We start from the raw sequence: 24,481 nt of genomic DNA, 5'->3' as shown, positions 1-24,481 counted from the left end.
CAACTATCCAGCGCGTCAGGTCCAGTCCAGCACCACCTTGCCCGATTGGCCGGATTTCATCGCTGCGAAGCCGTCGGCAAAGTCGTCGACTTTCATTTGGTGCGTAATCACCCGGCTGACATCCAGACCGTTCTGCAGCATGGCGATCATCTTGTACCAGGTCTCGAACATCTCACGGCCATAGACGCCCTTGATGGTGATGGCTTTGAATACGATCCGCGACCAGTCCACAGGGGATTTGCCGGGCGGAATCCCCAGCAGAGCGATCTTGCCGCCCATCACCAGTGCCTCGACCATCTGGTCCAGCGCGGCTTGCGAACCGGACATTTCCAGGCCCACATCGAACCCCTGCGTCATACCAAGATCCGCGATGACATCTTGCAGGTCTTCCTTCGATACATCGACGCTGCGCACGGTTGGCACCACATGTTCGGCCAGTTTCAGGCGGTCGGGGTTGATATCGGTGATCACCACATGGCGCGCACCGGCATGGCGGGCCACGGCTGCCGCCATTATGCCGATGGGGCCAGCGCCGGTGATCAGAACATCCTCGCCCAGCAGATCAAAGCTGAGCGCGGTGTGAACGGCATTGCCCAGCGGATCGAGGATTGCCCCGATCTCATCCGGGATATCGTCGGGCAGCGGCACCACGTTAAAGGCGGGCAGTTTCAGGTATTGGGCAAAGGCACCCTGTTCGTTCACGCCAATTCCGCGCGTGCCAGGGTCCAGATGGAACTTGCCCGCGCGACTTTGGCGACTGTCATTGGTGATAAGATGCCCCTCGCCCGAGCATCTTTGACCGACTGCCAGACCGGTCACGTTGCGCCCCAATTCCACGATCTCACCGGCGAATTCATGGCCAGTGATCATCGGAACCGGCACAGTGGCCGAGGCCCATTCATCCCAGTTCCAGATATGAATGTCGGTGCCGCAGATGCCAGTCTTGTTGATGCGGATCAGAACTTCATCCGGGCCGATCTCAGGCACCGGGGCCTGTACCATCCACAGACCTTCCTTGGGTTTGGATTTCTCAAGCGCTTTCATGGTGTTGGGTCGCATTGGATTACTCCCACAAATCGGTCGACAGGTATTTCAACCCGCTGTCACACATCACAATCGCAACGCAGCCGCCCTTTTCCGGGCCACGCAGCAGCTGGATCGCGCCGGCAAGGTTGGCACCCGCCGAATAGCCAGCGAAAATGCCTTCGGTTCGGGCCAGCAACCGCGCCCCATCCCGCGCCGCGTCGCCTGACACGGACAGATGCCCGGCCAATGAGATGCCGTTCAGGTGAACCAGATCATCCATTGCGTATCCGCCGCCTTGGATTGGGTGATCGGGGTTTGTGATGGCTTCGCCAGCGATGGCCCGCGCGCCTTCGGGTTCCACGGCATAGCAGCGCACGCCATGCGGCGTCAGATAGGCGGCGGCCCCGGCCAGAGTACCGCCAGAGCCCGCAAAATCGCAAAAGGCTGTGACGGTGCCGCCGGATTGCTCCCAGATTTCGGGTCCAGTGCCGGTTGCGTGGGATTTGGGATTGCCGGAATGTCCGAATTGATCGGCCCGGAAGGCGTTACGCTCGGCCGTGATGCGTTGCGCGGCCTCGTCCACCAGCGCCAAATCCGCGCCCGATACCTCGCCGGTTTTGCTGCCCTCGGCTTGCGGCACGATCACAACTTCTGCCCCAAGGGCGCGCATCATCCGCGCCCGTTCGACCGAGTTTCCGGCGCTCATCACCGCTACAAAAGGATGCCCCAGAATTCCGCAGACAATCGCCAGCCCGGTGCCCATATTGCCCGAGGTCAGCTCGACCACCGTCTGCCCCGGTGACAGGGTGCCATCCGCGCGGGCCAGTTCGATGATCGACCTTGCGGCGCGATCCTTTTTCGAGAACCCCGGCAACAGGTAATCCAGCTTGGCCAGAATGCGGCCTTCCAGACCTAGGTGCTGACAGACGCGCGACAGGTCAACAAGCGGTGTATTCCCAATCGCGTCGATGACAGAGGGCAGGATCACGAAATCACTCCTAGTTCTTTGCCGACCTTGCCAAACGCGGCCAAGGCGCGGTCCAACTCTTCGCGGGTCAGCGCCGCGTTCATTTGTGTTCTGATCCGAGCCTGTCCGCGCGGGACGACCGGGAAGAAAAAGCCCGAGACATATACGCCCTCTTCAAACAGCCTGTTGGCCATGTCCTGCGCCAGCGTCGCCTCGCCCAGCATCACCGGGATGATCGGGTGTTCGCCGGGCAGCAGGTCAAAGCCCAGTTTTTCCAGACCTTCCCGCCAGTTTTTGGCGTTGCCGAACAGTTGGGCGCGCAGCATGTCGCCTTGTTCGACCAGACGGATCGCTTCAAGCCCGGCGGCGACGATCGAAGGCGGCAGCGAGTTCGAGAACAGATAGGGCCGCGCCCGCTGCCGCAGCAGGTCGATCACTGGCTGCGGCCCGGCGATATAACCGCCGATTGCCCCCCCAAGTGCCTTGCCCAAAGTTCCCGTCAGAATGTCCACATCGACGCCGAAATGATCCGGCGTGCCGGCACCGTTCGGCCCCATGAAGCCGGTGGCGTGGCAGTCATCGACCATGACGATTGCGTCATACATATCGGCCAGTTCACGGATTTTTGGCAAGTTGGCCAGATAGCCATCCATGGAAAACACGCCGTCGGTGGCGATCATGATATGCCGCGCCCCATCCGCGCGCGCCTGTTTCAGCCACGCCTCCAGATCGTTCATATCGTTGTTCATGTAGCGATAGCGCTTGGCCTTGCACAGCCGTACCCCGTCGATGATCGAAGCGTGGTTCAGACTATCCGAGATGATGGCATCCTCAGGACCCAGTAGCGGCTCGAACAGCCCGCCATTCGCATCGAAACAAGCTGCAAACAAGATCGCATCATCCTTGTTCAGGAACTGCGCCAGCTTCTGTTCCAGCTCGCGGTGGATGTCTTGTGTACCGCAGATGAACCGGACCGAGGCCATGCCGAACCCTTTGGGGCCCATCGCACCAACGGCGGCGTCGATCAGCGCAGGGTGATCGGCAAGACCCAGATAGTTATTGGCGCACAAGTTTATGACCTGCTTGTCGCCCACCGTAATCTCACCGCCCTGAGGCGAGGTGATCATGCGTTCGCGTTTATACAGACCCTCGGATTCGATCTGCGAAAGCGTGTCCGTGATGTGTGATAGGAATGCATTTGCCATCTGGGCCTCCATAGCTCCCCGGTGTCTAGCATAGCGGATGCATTTCCGAAATAGAAGAATTGCAGTATTACGGAAAATTTTCTTACATTGCGGATTGAAGGAAGCTTTAAGTGATAACTTTTTGCTGAACTCAATGTGATCCACTTTTTTCCACGCCGCGTATTCATTTGCATATCAACTGGGAGGGAAACGATATGACTAAGATCTCAACAGTCGCGGCATTGGCTCTGATGTTCGGTGCAACAGCGGCTTTCGCAGGGCCTGGCAAAGGCAACACCGGTGGTGGTAACAGTGGGCTTGCTCAGTCGATGGCCGGGGCTGTTTCAGGTGGCGCGGCCACGCTCGGTCGGGACTTTGGAAGCAAAGGCAAAGGAACGGCTTCGGCGGTGAGCGGCGGCGGAAATGGCGGCTGGGGCAATATTGGAAGCAGCCTCAGCAGCATTACCGGTACAGACGGTCAGGTGTCCAACCGTGGAGGAACCCGCGGCGCAAACGACCTACCCGACGAGTAATAATTTATCAATCCGGACTGGCCGCCTGTTCAGGCGGCCGGTCGATCCTATAGACCGGTTTTCACAATTAGAAAAACGCGTGCCGGTCCATTATGTGCAATGATCGAGTGCGCAACATCCGCTGCATAACGCCCTGTGTCGCCTTGATGCAGAACCTCAGTTGCGGTGCCTGATTCAATCTCGACCGATCCCATCAAAACAGTCAAATGTTCACGAGAGCCTTTTGCATGCGGTTGGCTGATCAGTTTTCCGTCCGGCTCGAACCAGATATCGTACACTTCGTGCCCACCGGCATCTTCTGGCGGGGAGAGGATGCCGATCCGACAGCCATACCCCATATTGTCGATACTGGGCACATCCGACTGTTTCAGTACTTCAATTGTGTCGCCCTGAACCTCTTCATCCAAAAGCCCGGCAAAGTCTACATTCAGCGCACGTGTCAGGTTCCACAATGTCGCAATGGTGGGGCTGCTTTCCCCGCGTTCGATCTGGCTGACCATGGAGCGGGACACGCCACTGAGGTTAGCGACGGCCTCAAGCGACAGGCCTTTGGCGCGGCGCGCTTCTTTCAGGCGGGCAGGCAGGCGTGTCAGGATATCGTCTGTGGTTTCCGTCATTACGGAAACTCATGCGCCTTTGGAGGAGCGATGTCAATTCTGCTTGTGACGGTACGTCGTATAGGACAGCTACGCTGCAGGACGTAATAGTGCCGCCAGACCCAAGAGGAGATGAGATATGAAAGACATCGTTATTCTGGATGGTGCCCGCACCGCGGTTGGTACGTTTGGCGGGGCACTGGCCTCGACCGCGCCGATTGATCTGGCGACCGTTGTGACTGAGGCCGCGATGGAGAAGTCGGGCGTCGAAGGTGGTCAGATCGGCAATGTTGTGTTCGGCCATGTGATCAACACAGAACCGCGTGATATGTATCTGTCTCGGGCCGCTGCCAAACAGGCGGGAATTCCGGTCGAAACGCCTGCGATGAACGTGAACCGACTATGCGGTTCGGGTGCGCAGGCGATTGTGTCGGCAGTGCAGTCGCTGATGTTGGGTGATGCAGATTTTGCTGTGGCCGGTGGTGCCGAAAGCATGTCGCGCAGCCCCTATATCCTACAGCAGGCGCGCTGGGGTGCAAAAATGGGCGATATCAAGTCGCTGGACATGATGCTGGGTGCGCTGAATTGTCCGTTTGGCACTGGTCATATGGGTGTCACGGCTGAGAACGTCGCGGATGAGCACCAGGTCACGCGCGAGCAGATGGATGAGTTCGCCTTGACCAGCCAGACCCGTGCTGCTGCCGCGATTGAGGCTGGGTACTTCCAGAGCCAGATCACGCCGGTTCAGGTCAAAGTCAAGCGCGACATGGTCGATTTCGTGGTCGACGAGCATCCCAAGACGACCTCAATCGAGGCGCTGGCGGGTCTGCGCCCGGCGTTCAAGAAGGATGGTCGGGTGACGGCAGGCAATGCGTCGGGCATCAACGACGGTGCGGCGGCGATGGTTCTGGCCACGGCTGATGCGGCTGAAAAGGCGGGTCTGAAGCCCAAGGCGCGTATTCTGGGCTATGGCCACGCCGGTGTGCGCCCTGAGGTGATGGGTATTGGTCCGGTGCCTGCGGTGCAGAACCTGTTGGCCCGAACGGGTCTGTCGATCGAAGATTTCGACGTGATCGAGAGCAACGAAGCCTTTGCCTCGCAGGCGCTGGCGGTGAACAAGGAGCTGGGGCTGGACGCAACCAAGGTGAACCCGAACGGCGGCGCGATTGCGCTGGGCCACCCGGTGGGGGCAACCGGGGCGATCATCACGCTGAAAGCGCTGTATGAGCTGGAACGCATCGGCGGCTCGAAAGGTCTGGTGACCATGTGTATTGGCGGCGGTCAGGGTATCGCCATTGCATTCGAACTGCTCTGATCTGAGACCGTGTCGGGGGGCTGTCTGCCCCCCTTCGCGCCTTTGGGCGCGAATCCCGCCGAGGATATTTTCAGCCAGATGAAGGGCGGATCGGTTTCAGCTGAGCACCGAAAGAATCAGCACGATGGCTGCGCCTGCGGCGGCTCCGATCGTTGCAGGAAGCGCCGCGGACCAGAAGCGAGCAGACTTGGGGTCGTCTTTTTGGGTTTGGGCGATCAGCGCGTTTTCGACTAGCGCAGGCAGGCGGGGGCCGAAACGGGCAAGGACCAGTGCAGTTTTGCTGAAATCGCGCAGGGCGGCACGGGGGCCGATGGATTTCTTGATGTAGTCCTCGACCACGGGGCGGGCGACTTCCCAGATGTTAACCTGCGGGTCGAGCGAACGGGCCACGCCTTCGACGACGACCATTGTACGTTGCAGCAGGATAAGTTCGGTGCGGGTTTCCATACCGAAACGTTCGGTCACTTCGAACAGGTAGTTCAGCAGGCGGCCCATCGAGATATGGGTGGCGTCCATGCCGAAGATGGGCTCTCCGACTGCGCGCAGGGCGCGGGCGAACTCGTCGACATCTTGATTGGCGGGGACATAGCCCGCTTCGAAATGCACCTCGGCAACCCGTTTATAGTCGCGGCGAATGAAGCCAAAGAGGATTTCGGCGTAAACCCGGCGGGTATATTCGTCGATATGCCCCATGATGCCGTAGTCATAGGCGATGATGTCGCCATTGGCCGCGACCTTGAGGTTGCCTTGATGCATGTCGGCGTGGAAATAGCCGTCACGAAGCGCGTGCAACAGGAAAAGCCGCAGGACGCGTTCGCCCAGATCGCGACGGTTATGATTGGCGGCGTCCAAGGCGTCATTGTCGCCCAACGGGATACCGTCCGCCCAGCTAAGGGTCATGACCCTGCGGGCAGAGAGCGACCAAACCACCGGAGGCAGCCAGAACCCGGAATCATCTTTGGTGTTGGCCGCGTATTCCGAGGCTGCGGCGCTTTCCAGACGCAGGTCCAGTTCGCCCCGCACGACACCGTCGAAATGTTCGATCACCTCCATCGGGCGCAAGCGGCGTGCACCGGGGGCGAACAGCTGCACGATGCGGGCGGCGAAATAGAAGGCGTCCACATCCTTGCGGAAGGCGCGTTCGATGCCGGGGCGCAGGACTTTGACGGCGACATTCTCACCGTTACTAGACAGCTTGGCCTTGTGAACCTGCGCGATGGAAGCCGCGGCGATGGGTTCGCTGAATTCCGAAAACACCTCATCCACGGGTTGGCCCAGTTCTTTGGCGACTTCGGCCATGGCTTCATCGCGGGAAAATGGGGGCAGTTTGTCTTGCAGCACGCGCAATTGGGCGGCCAGTTCATTGCCAACCACGTCAGGGCGGGTCGAAAGCACCTGACCGAATTTGATATAAGCCGGACCCAGCGCCGTCAGGGCGCGGGTGGCGGGGGGCATGTCGGGGTCGCCCTTGTAGCCCAGCCATTGAAAAGGTTTGCCCAGAGCGTGGGCCACAAAGCGAAGCGCAGGCGGAGCCTCGAACGCGTCCAGCACCACGCTCATGGCGCCCGTGCGCTCCAGCGTGGCGCCTGTGCGGATCAGGCGGATGATGTTGTGAGGGCCGCGCATTTAGATCTTCCAACCGGAATGCAGCGCGGCGATACCCATGCTGAGATTGCGGTATTTGGCGTTTTCGAACCCGGCCGCGCGGACCATGCCCAGAAACGTTTCCTGATCGGGGAATTTGCGGATCGATTCGACCAGATATTGATAGCTGTCGTAGTCATTGGCGATCAGCTTGCCCATGCGCGGGATGACGTTGAAGCTGTAGAGGTCATAGAGCTTTTGCAGCCCGTCATTTGGCAACTGGCTGAACTCCAGTACCATCAGGCGGCCGCCGGGTTTCAGCACACGGTAGGCTTCGTTCAGTGCCACTTGCGGGCGGGTCACATTTCTGATGCCGAAGGAAATCGTGTAGACGTCGAAGGTGTTGTCCTCGAAGGGCAGGGACATGGCGTCGCCCACCACCCAGTTCAGGCTGTCGGCCATCTGATCTGCTTCGGCGCGTTGGCGGCCTTCGACCAGCATCGGCTCGGTCAGGTCCAGAACGGTGGCGTGGCCGTGCCCCGCGCGCTTGAGGAAACGAAAGGAAATGTCTCCGGTACCGCCCGCGACATCCAGAAGGCGCTGACCGGGGCGCGGAGCCAGCCAGTCCATCATCGCGTCTTTCCAGACCCGATGGATCCCCATCGACATGACATCGTTCATCACGTCATATTTCGAGGCAACCGAGTTGAACACGCCTTGCACACGCCCGGCCTTTTCAGCCTCGCGTACGGTTTCGAACCCGAAATGAGTGGTCTTGTCGCTGTTGTCGGACATAAGCCTTGCCGTTCTTCGAATTTCGCCTCTGTTATAGGGCCATAAGAGGCGGGCACAATGCGGCCCTTTGGAATAGGAGCCATCTAATGCCCGAATTGCCCGAGGTCGAGACAGTAAGACGCGGTTTGACCCCGGCGATGGAGGGGGTGGTGATCGAACGCGCCGATGTGAACCGTCCCGATCTGCGCTGGCCCTTTCCCGACCGTATGGCCGAGCGGCTGACGGGGCAGCGGATAGATCGGTTGCGGCGGCGGTCAAAATACATTCTGGCCGATCTTTCCAGCGGCGAGACCTTGCTGATTCATCTGGGCATGTCGGGGCGGATGACGGTCTCGGGCGATCCGTTGGGTCAGTTCGTGCATGATCATCCTGCGGCGCAAAAACATGACCATGTGGTCTTTCACATGGCTAATGGTGCGCGCGTCACCTTTAACGACCCGCGCCGGTTCGGGGCGATGGACCTGTTGCCCACCGCGAATGCCGAGGCGCATAAGCTGCTCTCGGTTCTGGGGCCGGAACCCTTGGGCAATGACTTTCACGAGCAGCACCTGATTGATGCGTTCATAGGCAAGAACACCCCTGTCAAATCCGCACTGCTGGATCAGGGAATCGTTGCCGGATTAGGGAATATCTATGTCTGCGAGGCGCTTTATCGCGGCAGAGTGTCGCCACGTCGCAAAGCTGGGAAAATTTCGACGCCGCGTGTTGCAGCACTGGTCCCGATTATCCGGCAGGTCCTGCAAGATGCCATTCAGGCCGGCGGGTCGTCCCTGCGTGATTTCCGTCAAGCCGATGGAGAACTTGGATATTTTCAGCACAGCTTTGATGTCTACGGGCGCGAAGGCGAACCCTGCCGCACCGAAGGCTGCGGCGCGCCGATCAAGAGAATCACCCAGTCCGGTCGCTCATCCTTCTATTGCGCGCAATGCCAAAGATAACTTGATCCAGCTTTTGCGCGTGATAATGAATCGTATCTGAACGGAACAACCGGAAGCTTACACCTCATGGCTTTTGAGACGATCATCGTCGAAATCGAAGACCACGTCGCTCTTATCAAGCTGGACAGACCCGATGCCCTGAACGCGCTGAATTCGCAGCTTATCGGCGAATTGTGCGCGGCATTGGAAGATGCCGATAGCAATGACAAGGTGCGCTGCATCGTCATCACCGGCTCGGACAAGGCATTTGCTGCAGGCGCGGACATCAAGGAAATGTCCACGATGAGCTTTGTCGACGTCTACACTACGAATCTGTTTGCGGATCTGAACGACCGCATGACGGCCATCCGCAAGCCGATCATTGCAGCCGTGGCAGGCTATGCGTTGGGCGGTGGGTGTGAACTGGCGATGCTTTGCGATTTCATCATCGCCGCGGACAGCGCCAAGTTCGGCCAGCCCGAGATCAATCTGGGCGTGATCGCAGGTTTGGGCGGCAGCCAGCGACTGACCCGCTTCGTGGGCAAGTCCAAGTCGATGGACATGAACCTGACCGGTAGGTTCATGGACGCGGACGAGGCAGAACGAGCCGGTCTTGTCAGCCGCGTGGTGCCGGCCAAGAAACTTCTAGAAGAGGCGATGGCCGCGGCACAGAAGATCGCAGAGAAGTCTCAGCTGAGTGCAATGGCCGCGAAAGAGGCGGTCAACCGCAGCTACGAACTGACGCTGAGCGAGGGGATGCTGTTCGAACGCCGCGTCTTCCATTCGATGTTTGCGACTGAAGATCAAAAAGAGGGTATGGCTGCGTTTCTTGAAAAACGCGCCGCGCAATTCCGCGACAAGTAAGCGGGCGGCATATCGGATCAGGCGGGCAGGGCCCGCCTTTTTTCATGTCTGATACGCGGCTACAAGAATCTGCTTGGCAAACCCCGGCAGTTTGGATAGTAAGCGCCGCTATACATGCGCGTGCGGCCCGCTAGGCCCGACTCACACTCGTGATTTCTGATCCGGTGCGGATAATTCCGTGGCGCGCAACCCTAGATAACCGTACCGAACAAAGGTCAGAGACACATGGCTAACTCGCCCCAGGCAAAGAAACGCGCACGTCAGAACGAAAAGCGTTTTGCAATCAACAAAGCACGCCGTTCGCGCATCCGCACTTACCTGCGCAAAGTCGAAGAAGCGATCGCTTCCGGAGACAAGGACGCAGCAACTGCTGCCCTGCGCGCAGCACAACCCGAACTGATGCGCGGCGTCACCAAAGGCGTTTTCCACAAAAACACCGCATCGCGTAAAATGTCGCGGCTGTCGGCCCGCGTCAAAGCGCTGGGCTGAGTCGCACAGTGACCGCTGGTGACCTTAGGTCACGTAAGCAAGACTGATCTATTTAAAGGGCGTCGCGCAGTGCGGCGCCCTTTCTGCTGTTGCCAGAATACCGCGTCCTCACGAAACCGAGAGATTCTTTCGCCCCCAGACCCGAGTCAATATCAGAGTTTCGTTGCCCCGAGCGTCACCCTCTTGCTACCACTGTTTTAGCGATTCACTCGCTTGGGGGGACAGGCTGTTTCACCGACCGGACTGACGGGCATCAGGATGGTCAGGGAACAATTGTCGGCAACCGGTTGCACCGGATTGCCGGTCTGCTGTGGGACTTGGCGCACCAAGAACCTAGGCCCTGTCGAAAATTGAGATTGCGAGCCACGACCCGGTTTTCGGGGCGATCCGGTTATGGAACGTCTGCGAAATTGGTCTGTGCAGGCTTTCTGGGACGAAGGCGCCGAACTTTGCGGGTTCGGCGGGTGGGTATCCTTTTGCGAGTGAGCGTCAGAACCGGGCAACCGGACACATTAATAAGGCCGACAGGCCAATAAAGAATGGGATGCGTGAGGCGCTGAATGACACAAGAGAAATGGGGACTACTGCAAAACAATTTGCTCAAGGCAATCGGCAAGAACAATTACACGACCTGGATTGAACCTCTGCAATTCCAAGAAGTTCAGGATGGCGTTGCGGTGTTCTCGGTGCCGACGAACTTTATGGGCAATTACGTCAGCCAGAATTTTGCCGACCTGATTCTGTATGAGATGAATACATCCGGGGAATCCGTTCAGCGTCTGGCCTTTCGGGTCGCGGCCAACTCGCCTGCGCGCCCTTCGGTCGAAGCTACACCTGCGGTCGAAGTCCCGCAGGATGAGCCTCTGTCGCAGCAGGCCGCCGTCGGAAATGAGGCGCTTGAGTCCCTGCAAGCTGCTCCCCTGGATGCCCGTTTTACCTTTGATACGTTTGTTGTCGGCAAACCCAACGAATTGGCCCATGCCGCCGCGCGCCGCGTGTCCGAAGGCGGTCCGGTGACCTTCAACCCGCTGGTTCTGTATGGTGGTGTTGGTCTGGGTAAAACCCACCTGATGCACGCCATTGCGTGGGAGTTGAAGACCAAGCGCCCTGATCTGAACGTGCTGTACCTGTCAGCAGAACAGTTCATGTATCGTTTCGTTCAGGCCCTGCGCGAACGCCGGATGATGGATTTCAAACACCTGTTCCGCTCGGTCGACGTGCTGATGGTTGATGACGTGCAGTTCATCGCAGGCAAGGATTCCACGCAGGAAGAGTTCTTTCACACCTTCAACGCGCTGGTGGATCAGAACAAACAGATCATCATCTCGGCCGACCGTGCGCCGGGTGAGATCAAGGATCTGGAAGACCGTGTCAAATCGCGCCTGCAATGTGGTCTGGTTGTGGATCTGCATCCCACTGACTATGAGCTGCGTCTGGGCATTTTGCAGAACAAGGTACAGCACTATAGCGCCACCTATCCCGACCTGCAGATCGCTGATGGCGTGCTGGAATTTCTGGCCCACCGCATCTCGACCAATGTGCGGGTGCTGGAAGGTGCGCTGACCCGTCTGTTTGCTTTTGCCTCGCTGGTAGGTCGCGAGATCGATATGGAACTGACGCAGGATTGTCTGGCTGACGTGCTGCGTGCCTCAGAGCGCAAGATCACCGTCGAGGAGATTCAGCGCAAAGTGTCCGAATACTACAACATCCGTCTGTCGGATATCATCGGCCCCAAGCGCTTGCGGTCTTATGCTCGCCCGCGTCAGGTGGCGATGTACCTGTGCAAGCAGTTGACCAGCCGCTCGCTGCCCGAGATCGGGCGTCGGTTTGGCGGGCGCGACCACACCACCGTTATGCATGGTGTGAAGCGCATCGAAGAGCTGAAGACCACCGACGGTCAAATCGCCGAAGACGTGGAAATGCTGCGCCGCGCTCTGGAGGCGTAGGACGTATCTTCAGAAAACAGGAAAACGCCCCGGAGCCTCACATCCGGGGCGTTTTCTTGTGCGATAAACTCCACGGTTGATTGGGAACTGTGCCCAAGCGGCCACGTGGCCCTTGACCCTTTGGGCAATCCGACTCAGAAATCCATAAAAAATCCTTGTGCCTCAGGGTGGAACCGCTAACGTGCCAGTCCCGCCCCTATCGGCACGCAAGTCAGAGGAATTGAGGGTATGAAGATCAGCATCGAACGCGGCACCCTTCTCAAGGCCGTTTCGCAGGCCCAATCCGTTGTGGAGCGTCGCAACACCATTCCGATACTGGCCAATGTGCTGATCGAGGCCGAAGGTGATCAGGCCATGTTCCGCGCCACCGATCTGGATATCGAGGTGGTCGACAAGGCCCCTGCGCAGGTAGAACGCGCGGGCGCGACCACAGTGGCCGCCACCACCTTGCATGAAATTGTGCGGAAACTGCCCGATGGCGCGCTGGTTACGCTGACAGCTGACAGCGCCGCAGGGCGTCTGACGGTCGAGGCCGGGCGGTCGAACTTCTCGCTGGCGACGCTGCCGAAAGAGGATTTCCCGGTGATGGCGTCCTCGGAATATCAATCGAACTTTACAGCCTCTGCGGCGCTGCTGCGGCGGCTGTTCGACAAGTCGAAATTTGCAATCTCGACGGAAGAGACGCGCTATTATCTGAACGGCGTCTATATGCATGTGGCCGATGGGTCAGATGGCGGCAAGGTGCTGCGCTGTGTGGCCACCGATGGGCATCGTCTGGCGCGTATTGATGCCGATTTGCCGGACGGCGCGGCAGATATGCCCGGCGTGATCGTGCCGCGTAAAACCGTAGGTGAGCTGCGCAAGTTGCTAGACGATGACGAGATGGACATCGCTGTCTCGGTCAGCGAGACGAAAGTCCGTTTTGCCACGCCGGATATTACGCTGACCTCCAAGGTGATCGACGGCACCTTCCCCGACTACACTCGTGTTATTCCGCAAGGCAACACGCGCCAGTTGGAAGTGGATGCCGCCGAGTTCGCTCAGGCTGTGGACCGGGTGGCGACCGTCTCGTCCGAACGCTCGCGCGCGGTGAAGTTGCAGTTGGATACGGATAAACTGGTTTTGTCGGTCAATGCGCCCGATAGCGGTGCGGCTGAGGAAGAACTGGCCGTGGCATATGGCGATGAGCGGCTGGAGATCGGGTTCAACGCGAAATACCTGCTGGAGATTGCGTCTCAGGTGGATCGCGAGAATGCGGTGTTCCTGTTCAATTCGGCCGGTGATCCAACCCTGATGCGCGAGGGCAATGACCAAAGCGCGGTTTATGTTGTCATGCCGATGCGCGTCTAGTCGCGCTGGCGCGCGATGCCTCCGGCGGAGGTATTTTTGAACAGAAGAAGGGAGGGGTCATGGGATTGGCCCTGACCGAGCTTACGGTCTCGCATTTTAGGTCTCATAAGCTGGCGCGTTTGTCTCTGGATGGGCGGCCGGTGGCGATCCATGGGCCGAACGGGGCCGGGAAGACCAATATTCTGGAAGCGGTGTCGTTGTTTTCGCCCGGTCGCGGCATGCGGAGGGCGAGTGCCGCTGAGATGACGCGACGACCCGAAGCGCTGGGGTGGAAGCTGTCAGGCCTGCTGAACGCACAGGGGCAAGGCTATGAGATCGAGACATGGTCCGAAGGGGGCGCTGCGCGGCAGGTTCGGATTGATGACAAGGCGGCCAGTCAGATTGATCTGGGCAAGCTGGCGCGCGTGGTCTGGCTGATCCCGTCGATGGATCGACTGTGGATCGAAGGGGCTGAGGGGCGACGGCGGTTTCTGGATCGTATTGCGCTGAGTTTTGATCCCGCCCATGCCGAGGCTTCACTGATCTATGAAAAGGCAATGCGCGAACGCAACCGCCTGCTGAAAGAGCAGGTGCGAGATGCCCATTGGTATGCCGCGTTAGAAGGGCAGATGGCCGAGACCGGGCACCGCATCCATGTGACGCGTTTGGCGGCCTTAGAGCATTTGCGCGGAGCGCAGGAGCAAGCTGAAACCGCGTTTCCCTCGGCTGATCTGGAATTGGTGCAGTCTGAGGGTGCGATGCCGGGTACGGTTGAGGATCTGCGTGAGGCGCTGAATGAAAGCCGGTTTCGCGATCTGGCGGCGGGGCGGACCTTGGTGGGGCCGCATCGATCGGACCTGTACGGTGTCTTCGCGGCCAAGGGTGTTCCGGCCAAGGATTGCTCGACCGGAGAGCAAAAGGCCCTGCTGGTCTCGCTGATCCTGTCGAATGCGCGGGCGCTGGCGGGGATGGTGGGTGCACCGCCGATTGTGCTGCTGGATGAGGTGGCCGCCCATCTGGATGCCGGACGGCGAGCGGCGCTCTATGACGAGATTTGCGCCTTGGGTGCGCAGGCCTGGATGACGGGCACCGGGCCTGAGCTGTTTGTGGAATTGGGCGACCGGGCCCAGACGTTGGTTGTGACCGAAAGCGACGGGGCCTCGGTCGTCGCTTAGGCAGGTTCGCTGACCTTGCGTTCCCACAGGAAGCCGCGCATCACCTGATCGACCGGGGTTTGCGCCATGTGATTCATGTAGTTCGACATGGTTTTCTGAGCCAGACCCAGCACCACGTCCAGCACCGTGCGGTGCGAGTAACCTGCGTCAAAGAAGGCTTGCAGCTGTTCCTCGCTCGGGTTGCCGTGGCTTTGCATCACTTGCAGGGTGAAGGTGCGCAGTGCCTCAAGCTTGGCGGACGGCAGCGGGGTTTCGTCGCGCAGCGCCTCGGTGATTTCGTCCGAGACCTTCATCATCTTGGCGATGCCGGTATGGGCGGGCACGCAGTAGTGGCATTCGTTTTCCACGTTGATGGTCTGCCATACGACGGTTTTCTCGTCATTGTCGAAATCGGTTTGCAGAAACAGGTGGTGCAGCATCTGGTAAGCTTCCAGGTGCTGGGGGCTTTCGGCCATTACCTTGTGCAGGCCGGGCAGGCGCCCAAATGCGGCCTGCGACTTTTCCAGCAGCGGTTTGGACCCTTCGGGCGCTGTTTCGAGGTCATGAGAGGGGAAGTTTGCCATGTCAAAGCTCCTGTTTCTGGCGAAGTGAATCACATTTAGGCTTTCTTGAGTGATCACTCAAGTATATATTTGAGCAAACGTTCAAGAATTGGTGACGGCGATGCCAAGAAAACCCTCATACGACCGGGATGCGCTGATTGCGCAGGCGCAGGATATTTTCTGGCGACAGGGGTGGGCCGGCACGTCGCTGAAAGATCTAGAACGCGCGCTGAACCTGAAACCCGGCAGTTTTTATGCCGCATTCGGGTCGAAGGATGCGCTCTACGCACTGACGTTAGAGCGATACGCGCAGGACGGCGTAGCGCGTCTGATGGCAATGGCCGATGAGATGGGTCCGTTGCGGGCACTAAAAGCGCAACCGCATGTGGTGATCGACGCGGGTGCTGTGCCGACGCATGCCTGTATGCTGGCCAAGACCTATGCGGAATTGCAGGCCAAAGGTCATGAGTTGGCGGACAAGGCGAGTGGCCACATGGTCGAGATGAAAGAGTGTTTCGCCACGCTCTTCCGTCGTTCCCAGCAAGCCGGAGAGATCGGGCCGGATCACGACCCGGATCGGCTGGCTGCACGGTATCAGTCGGACATTCTGGGCCTGCGATTGTCCGCCGAACGCAACGATGTGAATGCCGCAGAAATCGCCGCAGATATCGCGGCGGATTTGGACCGGCTTTGATCGGCCGAAAACGGCAGAGAAAACCACAAAATCTTGGGGGAGCGCGTGACATTCCCCACCAGAAAACGTATAAGTTACCAAAATAATATAGGTACTAACGGCATGTCCGACGACGCACAGGCACCACAGGAATACGGCGCTGATTCCATTAAAGTTCTCAAAGGCTTAGAAGCTGTTCGCAAACGTCCAGGTATGTATATCGGGGATACGGATGATGGCTCGGGTCTGCACCATATGGTGTATGAGGTCGTCGACAACGGAATTGATGAGGCGCTGGCCGGTCACGCCGACCATGTAACCGTAAAAATCCACGCCGATTCCAGTGTTTCAGTCAGCGACAATGGGCGCGGGATTCCGGTGGATATTCACCCCGAAGAGGGTGTGTCCGCCGCTGAGGTCATCATGACCCAACTGCACGCGGGCGGTAAGTTTGACAGCAACTCGTACAAGGTGTCGGGCGGTCTGCACGGCGTGGGTGTCTCGGTGGTGAACGCCCTTTCCGATTGGCTAGAGCTGCGCGTCTGGCGCAACGGCAAGGAACATGTGGCGCGCTTTGAAGGTGGTGAGACGTCGGAGCACTTGAAGGTGGTTCAGGAATGCGGTGAACAGACCGGGACCGAAGTGCGGTTTCTGGCCTCGACCGATACGTTCTCGAACCTGAACTACTCGTTCGAGACGCTGGAAAAACGCCTGCGCGAGCTGGCTTTCCTGAACTCGGGTGTGCGGATCATCCTGATCGACGAACGCCCGGCTGAGCGGCTGGAGACCGAGTTGTTCTATGAGGGTGGCGTTAAGGAATTCGTCAAATATCTTGACCGGTCCAAGGCGCCTGCGATGCCCGAACCGATCTATATCAAGGGCGAGCGCGATGACATCGGCGTGGAAATCGCGATGTGGTGGAATGACAGCTACCATGAGACGGTTCTGCCCTTTACCAACAACATCCCCCAGCGCGATGGCGGAACGCACGTGGCGGGCTTCCGGGGTGCTTTGACCCGGACAATCAACAACTATGCGCAGTCCAGCGGGATCGCGAAAAAGGAAAAGGTCAGCTTTACCGGAGACGACGCACGCGAAGGTCTGACCTGCGTGTTGTCGGTCAAAGTACCTGATCCGAAATTCTCATCCCAGACCAAGGACAAGCTGGTGTCGTCCGAGGTGCGCCCGGCGGTCGAAGGTCTGATGAACGAAAAGCTGGCTGAGTGGTTCGAGGAAAACCCGAACGAAGCCAAAGGGATTGTCGGCAAGATCATCGAGGCCGCGCTGGCCCGTGAGGCCGCCCGCAAGGCGCGCGAACTGACCCGCCGCAAGACGGCGATGGACGTGAATTATCTGGCCGGCAAGCTGAAGGATTGTTCCGAGAAGGACCCTTCGAAGACCGAAGTTTTTCTGGTCGAGGGGGACTCGGCCGGTGGTTCTGCCCAAACGGGTCGAGACCGTCTGACCCAAGCCGTTCTACCGCTGCGTGGTAAGATTCTGAACGTCGAACGCGCGCGGTTTGACCGGATGCTGTCGAGCCAAGAGATCGGCAATCTGGTCATGGCGCTGGGCACCGGCATTGGCCGGGATGAGTTCAACATCGAAAAGCTGCGCTACCACAAGATCGTCATCATGACGGATGCCGATGTGGACGGCGCGCATATTCGGACTCTGCTGTTGACCTTCTTCTACCGGCAAATGCCAGAGCTTATCGAAGGTGGATACCTTTATATCGCGCAGCCACCGCTCTATAAGGTTTCGCGTGGTAAATCAGAGGTTTACCTGAAGGATCAGGCGGCTCTGGATGACTACCTGATCAATCAAGGGGTCGAGGGCGCGGTGCTGAAGCTGGGCTCGGGCGAGGAAATCATCGGGCAGGACCTGACTCGCGTGGTCGATGAAGCGCGTCAGTTGAAACGTGTTTTGGACGCCTTCCCAACCCACTACCCGCGTCACATTCTGGAACAGGCTGCGGTGGCAGGTGCCTTTGTGCCCGGTGCGGTCGATGCCGACCTGCAAGGCGTCGCGGACAAGGTGGCCGCTCGTCTGGACCTGATCGCGCTGGAATATGAACGCGGCTGGCAGGGCCGGATCACACAGGATCACGGCATTCGTCTGGCCCGCATCCTGCGCGGCGTCGAGGAGGTCCGTACACTGGACGGCCCCATGCTGCGGTCTGGCGAGGCGCACAAAACCGGCAGCTTCACGCAAAGCCTGCAAGAGGTCTACAACACCCCCGCCACCCTGATCCGCCGCGACCGGACGCAGGCCATCCACGGCCCGCTGGACCTGTTGCGCGCCATTCTGGAAGAAGGCGAAAAGGGCCTGTCTCTGCAGCGCTACAAGGGTCTGGGCGAAATGAACCCTGATCAGCTGTGGGAAACCACGCTGGACCCGGATGCACGTACACTGTTGCAGGTCCGCGTGGATGACATGGTCGAGGCGGATGACCTGTTCACCAAACTGATGGGCGATGTAGTCGAACCGCGCCGAGAATTCATCCAGCAAAATGCGCTAAGCGTGGAAAATCTGGATTTCTAGGGATGTTGTAGGTGCGCCCATAGCTTTGCATTTCGCCCAAAGAGTTACATTTTTAGCCCAAAACTTTGGGCGCATTAACCTTCAACTTTCTTGGTTCGAGGCTCCATATCTTCGGGTCTCATTCTTTGCTTGTTTCGCGCCATCGCCGTATTGCCGGGGAAGGTTTTCGGATGGCCGCTTCCAGCCCAAAGCGGACCTTCGTAACAAGACGTTGCAATTTCCGAGACCGGATGTGGGTACGCTCATAACGCTGCGTTTCTGACATTGATTTCATAAAAGAAAAGCTTGGAAGTTTGCCAACAGGTTTGCATGCCACTGAGGAACCCGAACATACAGGCTCTCAGGCTTATATGCGGTGCCCAATTACAGTTTACTCCCAATCACCAGCAGACGAGCGCCACGTCTTTGCTTCCGCATCCCAAACACTGGCTGTTGCGCAAGGCGTCGGGTTTATTCCGTCACAATTAGTTCCGTGGACATCTGCAAGGACAATGCGTTGACGCCCGAATTCGACAACCGTCCAGCCTCGATTGAGCAAGGAGTGAACTTCCTCTTCAATCAAGAAGTGCGACATGCATCCACCAGTTCCGCAATAAAGAGATGCAGCACTCGAACACGCGAATCCAGATTCATTCAGAACCCAGTCGGGTTGTAGATCTCCGTCGAGATCGACCCTCTCAACCGCACCCCAATCTAAGTCAAACTGACCGTCGTTGAACTCTGCGCAGGCTTTTTCTGCCAGATCAACCTTAGCCCGCAAACCAGTTGGAAGTTGCGAAACATCAGCCGCGACAGCTGGTGAGGTCCATACTGGGCTCGAAACCAGCACAATCCCGGAAACCAACCCTTTCAACAGGCCCACTAATTGGGAAGCCGGTTGGAGGGTGGCATCAATTGCACTGATCATACCTGTAGTCCCCATATTCCAGCCAGTTTGCCGAGCCTTCGCTAAAAATCAGAAACTCGGACCTGTCCTCCCCAAGCAGGGCAACGACAAACCCGGCGGGCGGCTCATAGTTTCCGAAGTAACTGTAGGCCGTCATGGCTCTGATCGACTCGCCGTTGACCGTTACTCGCGCGTCCCACTCTCCTTCCGGATTGTCCAGAATTACATATTCGATTTGGCGTTTTATCGCTCCGCCACCACAATAGACGATGCCTTCGGGGGGTTCGTAGGAGGCCCCCTGGCTAGCACCTGAATCGCAGGCGGAACGAAGGGACTGAATTGCCGCGCTGGAACCTTTCAAGTCAAAGATTCCGTAGCTGACATCTTGATCAATCATCGACAGATTAACCGATGCATTGGCCGCAAGCTGGTCCAGTACAAAACCATAGTCCTCTTGACTATTGAAACTGACCTCGACGGGATAGTTGTCGACGATCTGCACGGCAGCGTTTTCTGCGCCAACCTGAAATGCCCCAACTTCGGTGGTGCCGTTCTTCAAAAAACGAATGGAAAGCCCTTGTTTGTCCACAATGTCCTGGCTGTCCTCGTATCCAGCCGGAGCAAAGCGGATACGGTCACACTGAAGTTCCAATGTCATGTTTCCAGTCTGAATAAATGCATTGGGATTAGGCCCGGAACTGAACGACCATTCTGCTGATGCTGTGGTCGCCATAGCCATCAGTAGCGTTCCAATGGGAATCAGCTTGAAACTCATTTTCTCTCTCCCTGGTATTAAGAATCGAACTGTCATTCAGCAGAGATTCTGACCCGCTGCCTGCGCAACCAGGTCAGGAAACAGGTGCGCCGTATTCGTTTGCGCCTTCTTGAGAAGGTCGCGTCAGCCACCAGATCATCAGGATGGACAGAACCAATTGAAGAATTGAGACAACAACAATACCGGTCACGCCCAAAACTGCCGCGGGTCCTCGCAATGCATCGGGGTTTTCGGCCCCTTGCTCCAATGCCGAGAAGAACGCCACGCCACCCAGCATAACAAAAAGCGTTGTAATGCTGAGCGCCATCGGCAGCAGCAAGTACCAGCCAGGTCGCCCTGTATCATGCAACCTCCGCCAACCGGCGGCCAGCATAGGGATGATAACGGCCAGTTGGAAAACAGAGGACAGAACTCGAGATCCTTGCCCTGTTTCTGGGTTGGTCCCGAATATGATCGCATCCACCACAGCTAAAGCAGAACTCACGAGAACCACAAACAAGAAGAACCACCAGTATTCTGAGCGCATAGCCCGACCGGAGAACTGGAAGTATTTCGAGAAACACGTTTTGACGGCTCCAACAAAACCCATTTTCAATCCTTTCTTGGTTTCTGCGCGACCTCAGAACGCCTCGCCGACCCAAAAGAACACATTCGCCCTCATGGGTGCTCCCACCTACCTTTTTGTTTGAGGGCAGACGCCTATCGTACGAGAGCGTAATGAAGTTTACGCGCGGAAAAAATGTTGATCTATTAAAAATTAGATTCAAACATGTGAATTTGACACAACTTTCATTTTACCTCCGTTGTGATCGCTGTCGCCCGACTTGTCGGGCCCTACCGGCCGCTGGAGTGAGTGCTGGCGGTCGGAAGGCACTTTACAATGATTGAGCGTTGGGAGGACGCGATGCTTATACTTAGTGTACTCGGCCTACCTCCAGAATTCGCTCGAGCTTCTGCCATTGTCGTCATTCAGCCTTCACACGTTGTCGGCGGTCTCGGTTGTCAAAGTAATATAGCTCCGCCCGCCACCCCCCGCGACAAGTTGTTGGGAAGGGAAGTTACAGGGCCGAAGTATGTTTCATAGCCTGCTCTGACGCGAGAACTTCAAACAAGCCATCCAATTTCACCAATTTCAACGGAACCAGAGGGAGAAGAAAATGTCTAAAAAGATGGTGATGATTGCGGGCGCAACTTGTTTCGCACTGCTTGCGGCCTGCGACGATACGAGTACATCCAGTGCGTCCGCCGAACTCACACCCGCTCAGCAGGCGTGTTTGCGAGATGTAGCCAGCACAACGAACAATTCGCAAGTCGTGGTGCTCTCATCCGCGTTTAGCGAGGCGGGGACACAGGTCACTGTAGGCGTTGGCGAGGATCGTGCTCCTTGGAATTGCATTGCTTACAGTGATGGCACGACAGCTGGTATCGAGTTCCTGGGCGACGAAGGCGCATTGTGACCAGTCTGCTGCGTAGCCGAAAACGGCTGCGTAGCACTGGCTTGATTTGCTGAGGCTCGACTTGGTTTGTAGAACCACTATCATTGTATTCGCGATCCTTTACCTGTTGGCGTTGATTGCATTCTTGACGGGCACATTTGGCTGGTTGGGACAGGAAAGAGACCCTTTGTCCGGGGTGTTCCTTCTGCCGTTGGGACTACCTTGGATACTTGTAGCGGACTCGATCTCAGAGTCGGCCAAACCGTGGTTCGCGGCGCTCGCACCGGTGCTCAACCTGTTAGCGCTGGTCTTGATTTGCAGATGGGCACATGGTTTGCGCCGGTAGTGAAAGCCGCGCTTATTCTCACCAAAAGGGAGGAAAACATGGGAAAAGTGATCTTGGGTATTGTGATCGGGCTCGTCCTCGGCGTGGTTGGGGCGATGACCTTAGGTGGCGGGGCCGCAGTGGGTGTCGGCGTTGCGACAGGCTTGTCCGCCGGTGTCTGCACCACATTGAAAGGAGCACAAGCAGAGAACCTGATCACCCCCGAGCAAGCGGATCAGATCCTCAATCGCGTAAATTCCGAGATGGCATCACTGCAAGGAATTGAAACGACAGACGAGGTCGTCGGCAGCGCACAGGCATGCGATGAGTTTCTATCAAAGTTGAGGGATGCAAAGTGAGGTTCCGCTTAGTACGGAACAAAACTGTAAGGACAAGCCAACAGGGAACCATCTGATGAAACTCGTTTTACTCAAACTCCTCACTCCCATGTTCGCAATCGCGGGCACTGCTGCTTTTGCAATGTCAGAAGCCGATGACGCGTGTATCGACCAATTACGGCAGGTTGGAGGACCAGACGGTCAATCAGGTACGATAGAAAGCTCAGAGTTCTCGGAAGCAGGTACGCTCGTCATGCTACGAGATGCAGGTGGAACACTTTGGCGCTGCATCGCGTACAAGGATGGAAGCATTGGAGAGATGTCGGTTGTCGAGGCGATGGATGATGGCGGTGGAGCCATTGCAGGCGTCGCCGGTTCTACCGGTAGCCAGCGTGTCAAATTCGATGTCGGTTCCACTGGCGCCGAACTTGGCGGCCAACTCGCGCCCGGAGCGTCGCAGCAATACCTTCTCGGTGCAAAGAACGAACAGTTCCTTTACGTCCGCGTTGCTCCGCGAAATGGCTCCTTGGACTACGTCATTCGTAACCCCGATGGTTCTGAACTGTTGGGATTGATGTCGGCGGACAAGGAGTATCGAGGACAGCTTTGGCAATCCGGTGATCATGTTGTGGAAGTTATCAATCGCAGCAACTCTTCCGTCGACTACAACGTAATTTTCGGAATTGAATAGGTGATCAATCAGAAACCCTGGAACGCAAGTCCAAAAAAGCGAGGGAAACACAGATGAATCCCAAGGTCCTATTGGTGATCGGCACGACGTGTATTACTGCGCTTGCAGCATGCGACGAGAGTGGCGGATCAGTGGATGCAAGTGCACCAACTGTGGGCAGCTCTAGCGATCTTTCGTCATTTGAAGGGGCAAGAGCGGGACAGGCTGAAATGGGCATCCAGAGTCTCGGATTTGAACTCATCCGAAGCGAAGGGCTCACCTCGTACTGGTTTAACACGGATACTGGTGCATGTGCTCGGATCACGACATCTGAGGGAAGGTACTCAGATGTAGCTATGCTGCCATCAGGTGACTGCTGACACATTTTTCATAAATCAAACATCTGCAAAAGGGAGCTTAAGTTTGCATTTTGATCTGGCACATGCGGCGGTCATCGTTGTCGCTCTGATTGTCACAAACCTGGCATTGAAGTCGTCCGGCGTGATCAACGAAGAAAGCAAACACCAATGGAACTGGAAAGTTTTTCTGGCCTACTTCGTGGTCGTCTTTATCATCAATCTGGTGTGGCCGATTTAAAGCTTCAGGTCGGAAAGTCTATCCCGCACTTGATACGGCTGTTGAGAATGAGCCGCTCCAATAGATTACCAAGTAGGAAGAGTTTGAGCATAACAGGCTGAAAAATAGAAAGGAGCTGGCATGCGGTTTTTGACGTCCCTCATATTCATTGGTGCTCTGGCAACCGCGGCGAATTCTGACGTAACCAGTCGAAACGGTGGCCCAAGCAACAGTCAAATGCTTTCAAAGGGTGGCGACGGAGGTGTTGATGGCGTCGCTTTCTTTCGCCCAGTCTTAAGCGGAGTATTGTATCGCTCTGGTTTCAAAGGCGGCGACAAGGATCGAACGGGTCTGAGTAAAGTTCAACGCGAGACCCTTTGCGATGAAGGGTTTTCAACCGGGTTTTACGCAGACTTCGGCAAGAACACCGAATACGGCCGCACAAGTTGCGGAAACGGATCTTTCGACTATCAAAGCGCCAGATCCTCCCGACCCAGTGCTGTCATGGCGTCCATACACGAGGTGATTCAAAACCCTGGAAAGGGCCCTGTTCTGGTGCACTGCATGTGGGGCGTTCATTCCTCAGGTGCATTGTCGGCGATGGCGCTCGTTCAGTTTTGCGGTTGGACAGAAGAAAGGGCCAAGGAATATTGGAATGAGGCCCGAAACGGGGCCCCATGTTCAGGCGGGTGTGACCAGTGGATTGACTCAAAGTTCTCCAACTTCAGTGTCGACCCCAATTTGAAGATCTCTACCGAACAACAGGCAGCGATTTGCCCCAAATGATATTGGGAGAACTATCCAAATGAAGTTCATTCTTCTGGGGTCACTTGCTTTCATTGCACCCACCGTCTTGTGGGCGAACGACGATGTCCTCGGTGAAGCCACGACATTTGATAGTCCCAACGGCGTTACTGAACGCTGTATTCGGATCGAAAAAGTTTCAACGGGCGAGTATAAGAAAAGCGATCTTGAGGAAGAAACGGCCTATTGCGAGAT

Annotated in this window: 26 protein-coding genes; 16 read left to right on the top strand and 10 right to left on the bottom strand. The window is 57.3% G+C overall.

Features of this window, described 5'->3' with window-relative positions:
• Positions 1-15 precede the first annotated feature (15 nt).
• Genes tdh through GOV79_RS12760 form a run of 3 tightly spaced genes read right to left on the bottom strand, consistent with a single transcriptional unit; the run spans position 16 to position 3,198 of the window.
• Positions 16-1,044 (bottom strand): L-threonine 3-dehydrogenase, encoded by a 1,029-nt coding sequence (tdh, locus tag GOV79_RS12770; protein WP_170790290.1) that lies wholly within the window; start codon positions 1,042-1,044, stop codon positions 16-18.
• A gap of 19 nt (positions 1,045-1,063) precedes the next feature.
• On the bottom strand, positions 1,064-2,014 hold the full coding sequence (locus tag GOV79_RS12765; protein WP_170790070.1) for a PLP-dependent cysteine synthase family protein: 951 nt from the start codon (positions 2,012-2,014) through the stop codon (positions 1,064-1,066).
• Positions 2,011-3,198: a glycine C-acetyltransferase gene (locus tag GOV79_RS12760; protein ID WP_170790069.1), complete on the bottom strand. Its 1,188-nt coding sequence runs from the start codon at positions 3,196-3,198 to the stop codon at positions 2,011-2,013. The genes GOV79_RS12765 and GOV79_RS12760 overlap by 4 nt, the downstream gene beginning before the upstream one ends.
• A 194-nt stretch (positions 3,199-3,392) precedes the next feature.
• On the opposite strand from GOV79_RS12760, the gene GOV79_RS12755 reads away from it, so the two are divergent.
• Positions 3,393-3,710, top strand: a complete 318-nt coding sequence (locus GOV79_RS12755; RefSeq protein WP_170786457.1) for a hypothetical protein — start codon at positions 3,393-3,395, stop codon at positions 3,708-3,710.
• Positions 3,711-3,757: 47 nt separating this feature from the next.
• Here the strand turns inward: GOV79_RS12755 and GOV79_RS12750 are convergent, their stop codons facing one another.
• Positions 3,758-4,327, bottom strand: coding sequence for an XRE family transcriptional regulator (locus GOV79_RS12750; protein WP_170770923.1), 570 nt, complete (start codon positions 4,325-4,327; stop codon positions 3,758-3,760).
• A 118-nt stretch (positions 4,328-4,445) separates the two neighbouring features.
• On the opposite strand from GOV79_RS12750, the gene GOV79_RS12745 reads away from it, so the two are divergent.
• The gene (locus GOV79_RS12745) at positions 4,446-5,621 is read left to right on the top strand and encodes an acetyl-CoA C-acyltransferase family protein (RefSeq protein ID WP_170790068.1); all 1,176 of its coding nucleotides are present in this window, start codon (positions 4,446-4,448) and stop codon (positions 5,619-5,621) included.
• A gap of 96 nt (positions 5,622-5,717) precedes the next feature.
• On the opposite strand, the gene ubiB is transcribed toward GOV79_RS12745, so the two are convergent.
• Together ubiB and ubiE are read right to left on the bottom strand one after the other, a co-directional pair.
• Positions 5,718-7,247, bottom strand: a complete 1,530-nt coding sequence (ubiB, locus tag GOV79_RS12740) for a 2-polyprenylphenol 6-hydroxylase (protein ID WP_170790067.1) — start codon at positions 7,245-7,247, stop codon at positions 5,718-5,720.
• On the bottom strand, positions 7,248-8,000 hold the full coding sequence (ubiE, locus tag GOV79_RS12735) for a bifunctional demethylmenaquinone methyltransferase/2-methoxy-6-polyprenyl-1,4-benzoquinol methylase UbiE (RefSeq protein WP_170790066.1): 753 nt from the start codon (positions 7,998-8,000) through the stop codon (positions 7,248-7,250).
• A gap of 86 nt (positions 8,001-8,086) precedes the next feature.
• On the opposite strand from ubiE, the gene mutM reads away from it, so the two are divergent.
• The 6 genes from mutM (at position 8,087) to recF (ending at position 14,720) form a co-directional block, all read left to right on the top strand.
• Complete coding sequence (gene mutM / locus GOV79_RS12730; RefSeq protein WP_170790065.1) at positions 8,087-8,938, top strand: bifunctional DNA-formamidopyrimidine glycosylase/DNA-(apurinic or apyrimidinic site) lyase; 852 nt, start codon at positions 8,087-8,089, stop codon at positions 8,936-8,938.
• Between the two features lie 66 nt (positions 8,939-9,004).
• Positions 9,005-9,781 (top strand): acryloyl-CoA hydratase, encoded by a 777-nt coding sequence (locus tag GOV79_RS12725; RefSeq protein WP_170790064.1) that lies wholly within the window; start codon positions 9,005-9,007, stop codon positions 9,779-9,781.
• Positions 9,782-10,006: 225 nt separating this feature from the next.
• Positions 10,007-10,270, top strand: coding sequence for a 30S ribosomal protein S20 (gene rpsT / locus GOV79_RS12720; RefSeq protein ID WP_170351928.1), 264 nt, complete (start codon positions 10,007-10,009; stop codon positions 10,268-10,270).
• 560 nt (positions 10,271-10,830) lie between these two features.
• Positions 10,831-12,216 carry a chromosomal replication initiator protein DnaA gene (gene dnaA / locus GOV79_RS12715; RefSeq protein ID WP_170790063.1) on the top strand — a complete coding sequence of 462 codons (1,386 nt, stop codon included), beginning with the start codon at positions 10,831-10,833 and terminating at the stop codon, positions 12,214-12,216.
• A 228-nt stretch (positions 12,217-12,444) separates the two neighbouring features.
• Complete coding sequence (gene dnaN / locus GOV79_RS12710) at positions 12,445-13,566, top strand: DNA polymerase III subunit beta (protein ID WP_170790062.1); 1,122 nt, start codon at positions 12,445-12,447, stop codon at positions 13,564-13,566.
• A 59-nt stretch (positions 13,567-13,625) separates the two neighbouring features.
• A complete protein-coding gene (recF, locus tag GOV79_RS12705; RefSeq protein ID WP_170790061.1) occupies positions 13,626-14,720 on the top strand; it encodes a DNA replication/repair protein RecF in 1,095 nt (364 codons plus the stop codon).
• On the opposite strand, the gene GOV79_RS12700 is transcribed toward recF, so the two are convergent.
• Entirely contained in the window at positions 14,717-15,283 is a 567-nt protein-coding gene (locus tag GOV79_RS12700; protein WP_170790060.1) for a carboxymuconolactone decarboxylase family protein, read from the bottom strand. The genes recF and GOV79_RS12700 overlap by 4 nt on opposite strands.
• 100 nt (positions 15,284-15,383) lie before the next feature.
• Between GOV79_RS12700 and GOV79_RS12695 the strand changes: the two genes are divergently transcribed.
• Both GOV79_RS12695 and gyrB read left to right on the top strand, forming a co-directional pair.
• Complete coding sequence (locus GOV79_RS12695; protein WP_170790059.1) at positions 15,384-15,956, top strand: TetR/AcrR family transcriptional regulator; 573 nt, start codon at positions 15,384-15,386, stop codon at positions 15,954-15,956.
• A gap of 102 nt (positions 15,957-16,058) precedes the next feature.
• A complete protein-coding gene (gene gyrB / locus GOV79_RS12690; RefSeq protein WP_170790058.1) occupies positions 16,059-18,476 on the top strand; it encodes a DNA topoisomerase (ATP-hydrolyzing) subunit B in 2,418 nt (805 codons plus the stop codon).
• A gap of 370 nt (positions 18,477-18,846) precedes the next feature.
• Here gyrB and GOV79_RS12685 read toward each other — a convergent pair whose 3' ends face one another.
• The 3 genes from GOV79_RS12685 to GOV79_RS12675 all read right to left on the bottom strand — a co-directional run bounded on the left by GOV79_RS12685 (position 18,847) and on the right by GOV79_RS12675 (position 20,726).
• Entirely contained in the window at positions 18,847-19,383 is a 537-nt protein-coding gene (locus tag GOV79_RS12685; RefSeq protein WP_170790057.1) for a hypothetical protein, read from the bottom strand.
• Positions 19,367-20,137, bottom strand: coding sequence for a hypothetical protein (locus tag GOV79_RS12680; protein WP_170790056.1), 771 nt, complete (start codon positions 20,135-20,137; stop codon positions 19,367-19,369). Before GOV79_RS12680 ends, GOV79_RS12685 begins: the two co-directional genes overlap by 17 nt.
• Before the next feature lie 73 nt (positions 20,138-20,210).
• Positions 20,211-20,726, bottom strand: a complete 516-nt coding sequence (locus GOV79_RS12675) for a DUF805 domain-containing protein (RefSeq protein ID WP_170790055.1) — start codon at positions 20,724-20,726, stop codon at positions 20,211-20,213.
• Positions 20,727-21,294: 568 nt separating this feature from the next.
• On the opposite strand from GOV79_RS12675, the gene GOV79_RS12670 reads away from it, so the two are divergent.
• From GOV79_RS12670 to GOV79_RS12645, 6 genes are all read left to right on the top strand, one after another.
• Positions 21,295-21,594, top strand: a complete 300-nt coding sequence (locus tag GOV79_RS12670) for a hypothetical protein (protein ID WP_170790054.1) — start codon at positions 21,295-21,297, stop codon at positions 21,592-21,594.
• 300 nt (positions 21,595-21,894) lie between these two features.
• Complete coding sequence (locus GOV79_RS12665) at positions 21,895-22,257, top strand: hypothetical protein (RefSeq protein WP_170790053.1); 363 nt, start codon at positions 21,895-21,897, stop codon at positions 22,255-22,257.
• A 55-nt stretch (positions 22,258-22,312) separates the two neighbouring features.
• On the top strand, positions 22,313-22,927 hold the full coding sequence (locus GOV79_RS12660) for a hypothetical protein (protein WP_170790052.1): 615 nt from the start codon (positions 22,313-22,315) through the stop codon (positions 22,925-22,927).
• Between the two features lie 402 nt (positions 22,928-23,329).
• A complete protein-coding gene (locus GOV79_RS12655; RefSeq protein WP_170493938.1) occupies positions 23,330-23,503 on the top strand; it encodes a hypothetical protein in 174 nt (57 codons plus the stop codon).
• Positions 23,504-23,623: 120 nt separating this feature from the next.
• The gene (locus tag GOV79_RS12650; protein WP_170493941.1) at positions 23,624-24,268 is read left to right on the top strand and encodes a protein-tyrosine phosphatase family protein; all 645 of its coding nucleotides are present in this window, start codon (positions 23,624-23,626) and stop codon (positions 24,266-24,268) included.
• Positions 24,269-24,287: 19 nt separating this feature from the next.
• A partial coding sequence (locus GOV79_RS12645; RefSeq protein WP_170790051.1) for a hypothetical protein occupies positions 24,288-24,481 on the top strand: 194 nt, incomplete at its 3' end.

Origin of the sequence: Ruegeria lacuscaerulensis, from assembly GCF_013034745.1 — a bacterium.
GTDB lineage: Bacteria > Pseudomonadota > Alphaproteobacteria > Rhodobacterales > Rhodobacteraceae > Ruegeria > Ruegeria lacuscaerulensis_B.
Note: the sequence above shows the minus strand (reverse complement) of the source record. Positions and strands in the feature narration are given on the sequence as shown.

Excerpts from the sequence above, each read along its gene's own strand:
- tdh (WP_170790290.1), bottom strand. The coding sequence starts at position 1,044 with ATGAAAGCGCTTGAGAAATCCAAACCCAAGGAAGGTCTGTGGATGGTA.
- GOV79_RS12725 (WP_170790064.1), top strand. The coding sequence starts at position 9,005 with ATGGCTTTTGAGACGATCATCGTCGAAATCGAAGACCACGTCGCTCTT.
- mutM (WP_170790065.1), top strand. The coding sequence starts at position 8,087 with ATGCCCGAATTGCCCGAGGTCGAGACAGTAAGACGCGGTTTGACCCCG.
- GOV79_RS12685 (WP_170790057.1), bottom strand. The coding sequence starts at position 19,383 with ATGATCAGTGCAATTGATGCCACCCTCCAACCGGCTTCCCAATTAGTG.
- dnaN (WP_170790062.1), top strand. The coding sequence starts at position 12,445 with ATGAAGATCAGCATCGAACGCGGCACCCTTCTCAAGGCCGTTTCGCAG.
- rpsT (WP_170351928.1), top strand. The coding sequence starts at position 10,007 with ATGGCTAACTCGCCCCAGGCAAAGAAACGCGCACGTCAGAACGAAAAG.
- recF (WP_170790061.1), top strand. The coding sequence starts at position 13,626 with ATGGGATTGGCCCTGACCGAGCTTACGGTCTCGCATTTTAGGTCTCAT.
- ubiB (WP_170790067.1), bottom strand. The coding sequence starts at position 7,247 with ATGCGCGGCCCTCACAACATCATCCGCCTGATCCGCACAGGCGCCACG.
- ubiE (WP_170790066.1), bottom strand. The coding sequence starts at position 8,000 with ATGTCCGACAACAGCGACAAGACCACTCATTTCGGGTTCGAAACCGTA.
- GOV79_RS12750 (WP_170770923.1), bottom strand. The coding sequence starts at position 4,327 with ATGACGGAAACCACAGACGATATCCTGACACGCCTGCCTGCCCGCCTG.
- GOV79_RS12755 (WP_170786457.1), top strand. The coding sequence starts at position 3,393 with ATGACTAAGATCTCAACAGTCGCGGCATTGGCTCTGATGTTCGGTGCA.
- GOV79_RS12650 (WP_170493941.1), top strand. The coding sequence starts at position 23,624 with ATGCGGTTTTTGACGTCCCTCATATTCATTGGTGCTCTGGCAACCGCG.
- GOV79_RS12760 (WP_170790069.1), bottom strand. The coding sequence starts at position 3,198 with ATGGCAAATGCATTCCTATCACACATCACGGACACGCTTTCGCAGATC.
- GOV79_RS12660 (WP_170790052.1), top strand. The coding sequence starts at position 22,313 with ATGAAACTCGTTTTACTCAAACTCCTCACTCCCATGTTCGCAATCGCG.
- GOV79_RS12695 (WP_170790059.1), top strand. The coding sequence starts at position 15,384 with ATGCCAAGAAAACCCTCATACGACCGGGATGCGCTGATTGCGCAGGCG.
- dnaA (WP_170790063.1), top strand. The coding sequence starts at position 10,831 with ATGACACAAGAGAAATGGGGACTACTGCAAAACAATTTGCTCAAGGCA.
- GOV79_RS12680 (WP_170790056.1), bottom strand. The coding sequence starts at position 20,137 with ATGAGTTTCAAGCTGATTCCCATTGGAACGCTACTGATGGCTATGGCG.
- GOV79_RS12745 (WP_170790068.1), top strand. The coding sequence starts at position 4,446 with ATGAAAGACATCGTTATTCTGGATGGTGCCCGCACCGCGGTTGGTACG.
- GOV79_RS12665 (WP_170790053.1), top strand. The coding sequence starts at position 21,895 with ATGGGCACATGGTTTGCGCCGGTAGTGAAAGCCGCGCTTATTCTCACC.
- gyrB (WP_170790058.1), top strand. The coding sequence starts at position 16,059 with ATGTCCGACGACGCACAGGCACCACAGGAATACGGCGCTGATTCCATT.
- GOV79_RS12700 (WP_170790060.1), bottom strand. The coding sequence starts at position 15,283 with ATGGCAAACTTCCCCTCTCATGACCTCGAAACAGCGCCCGAAGGGTCC.
- GOV79_RS12675 (WP_170790055.1), bottom strand. The coding sequence starts at position 20,726 with ATGGGTTTTGTTGGAGCCGTCAAAACGTGTTTCTCGAAATACTTCCAG.
- GOV79_RS12670 (WP_170790054.1), top strand. The coding sequence starts at position 21,295 with ATGTCTAAAAAGATGGTGATGATTGCGGGCGCAACTTGTTTCGCACTG.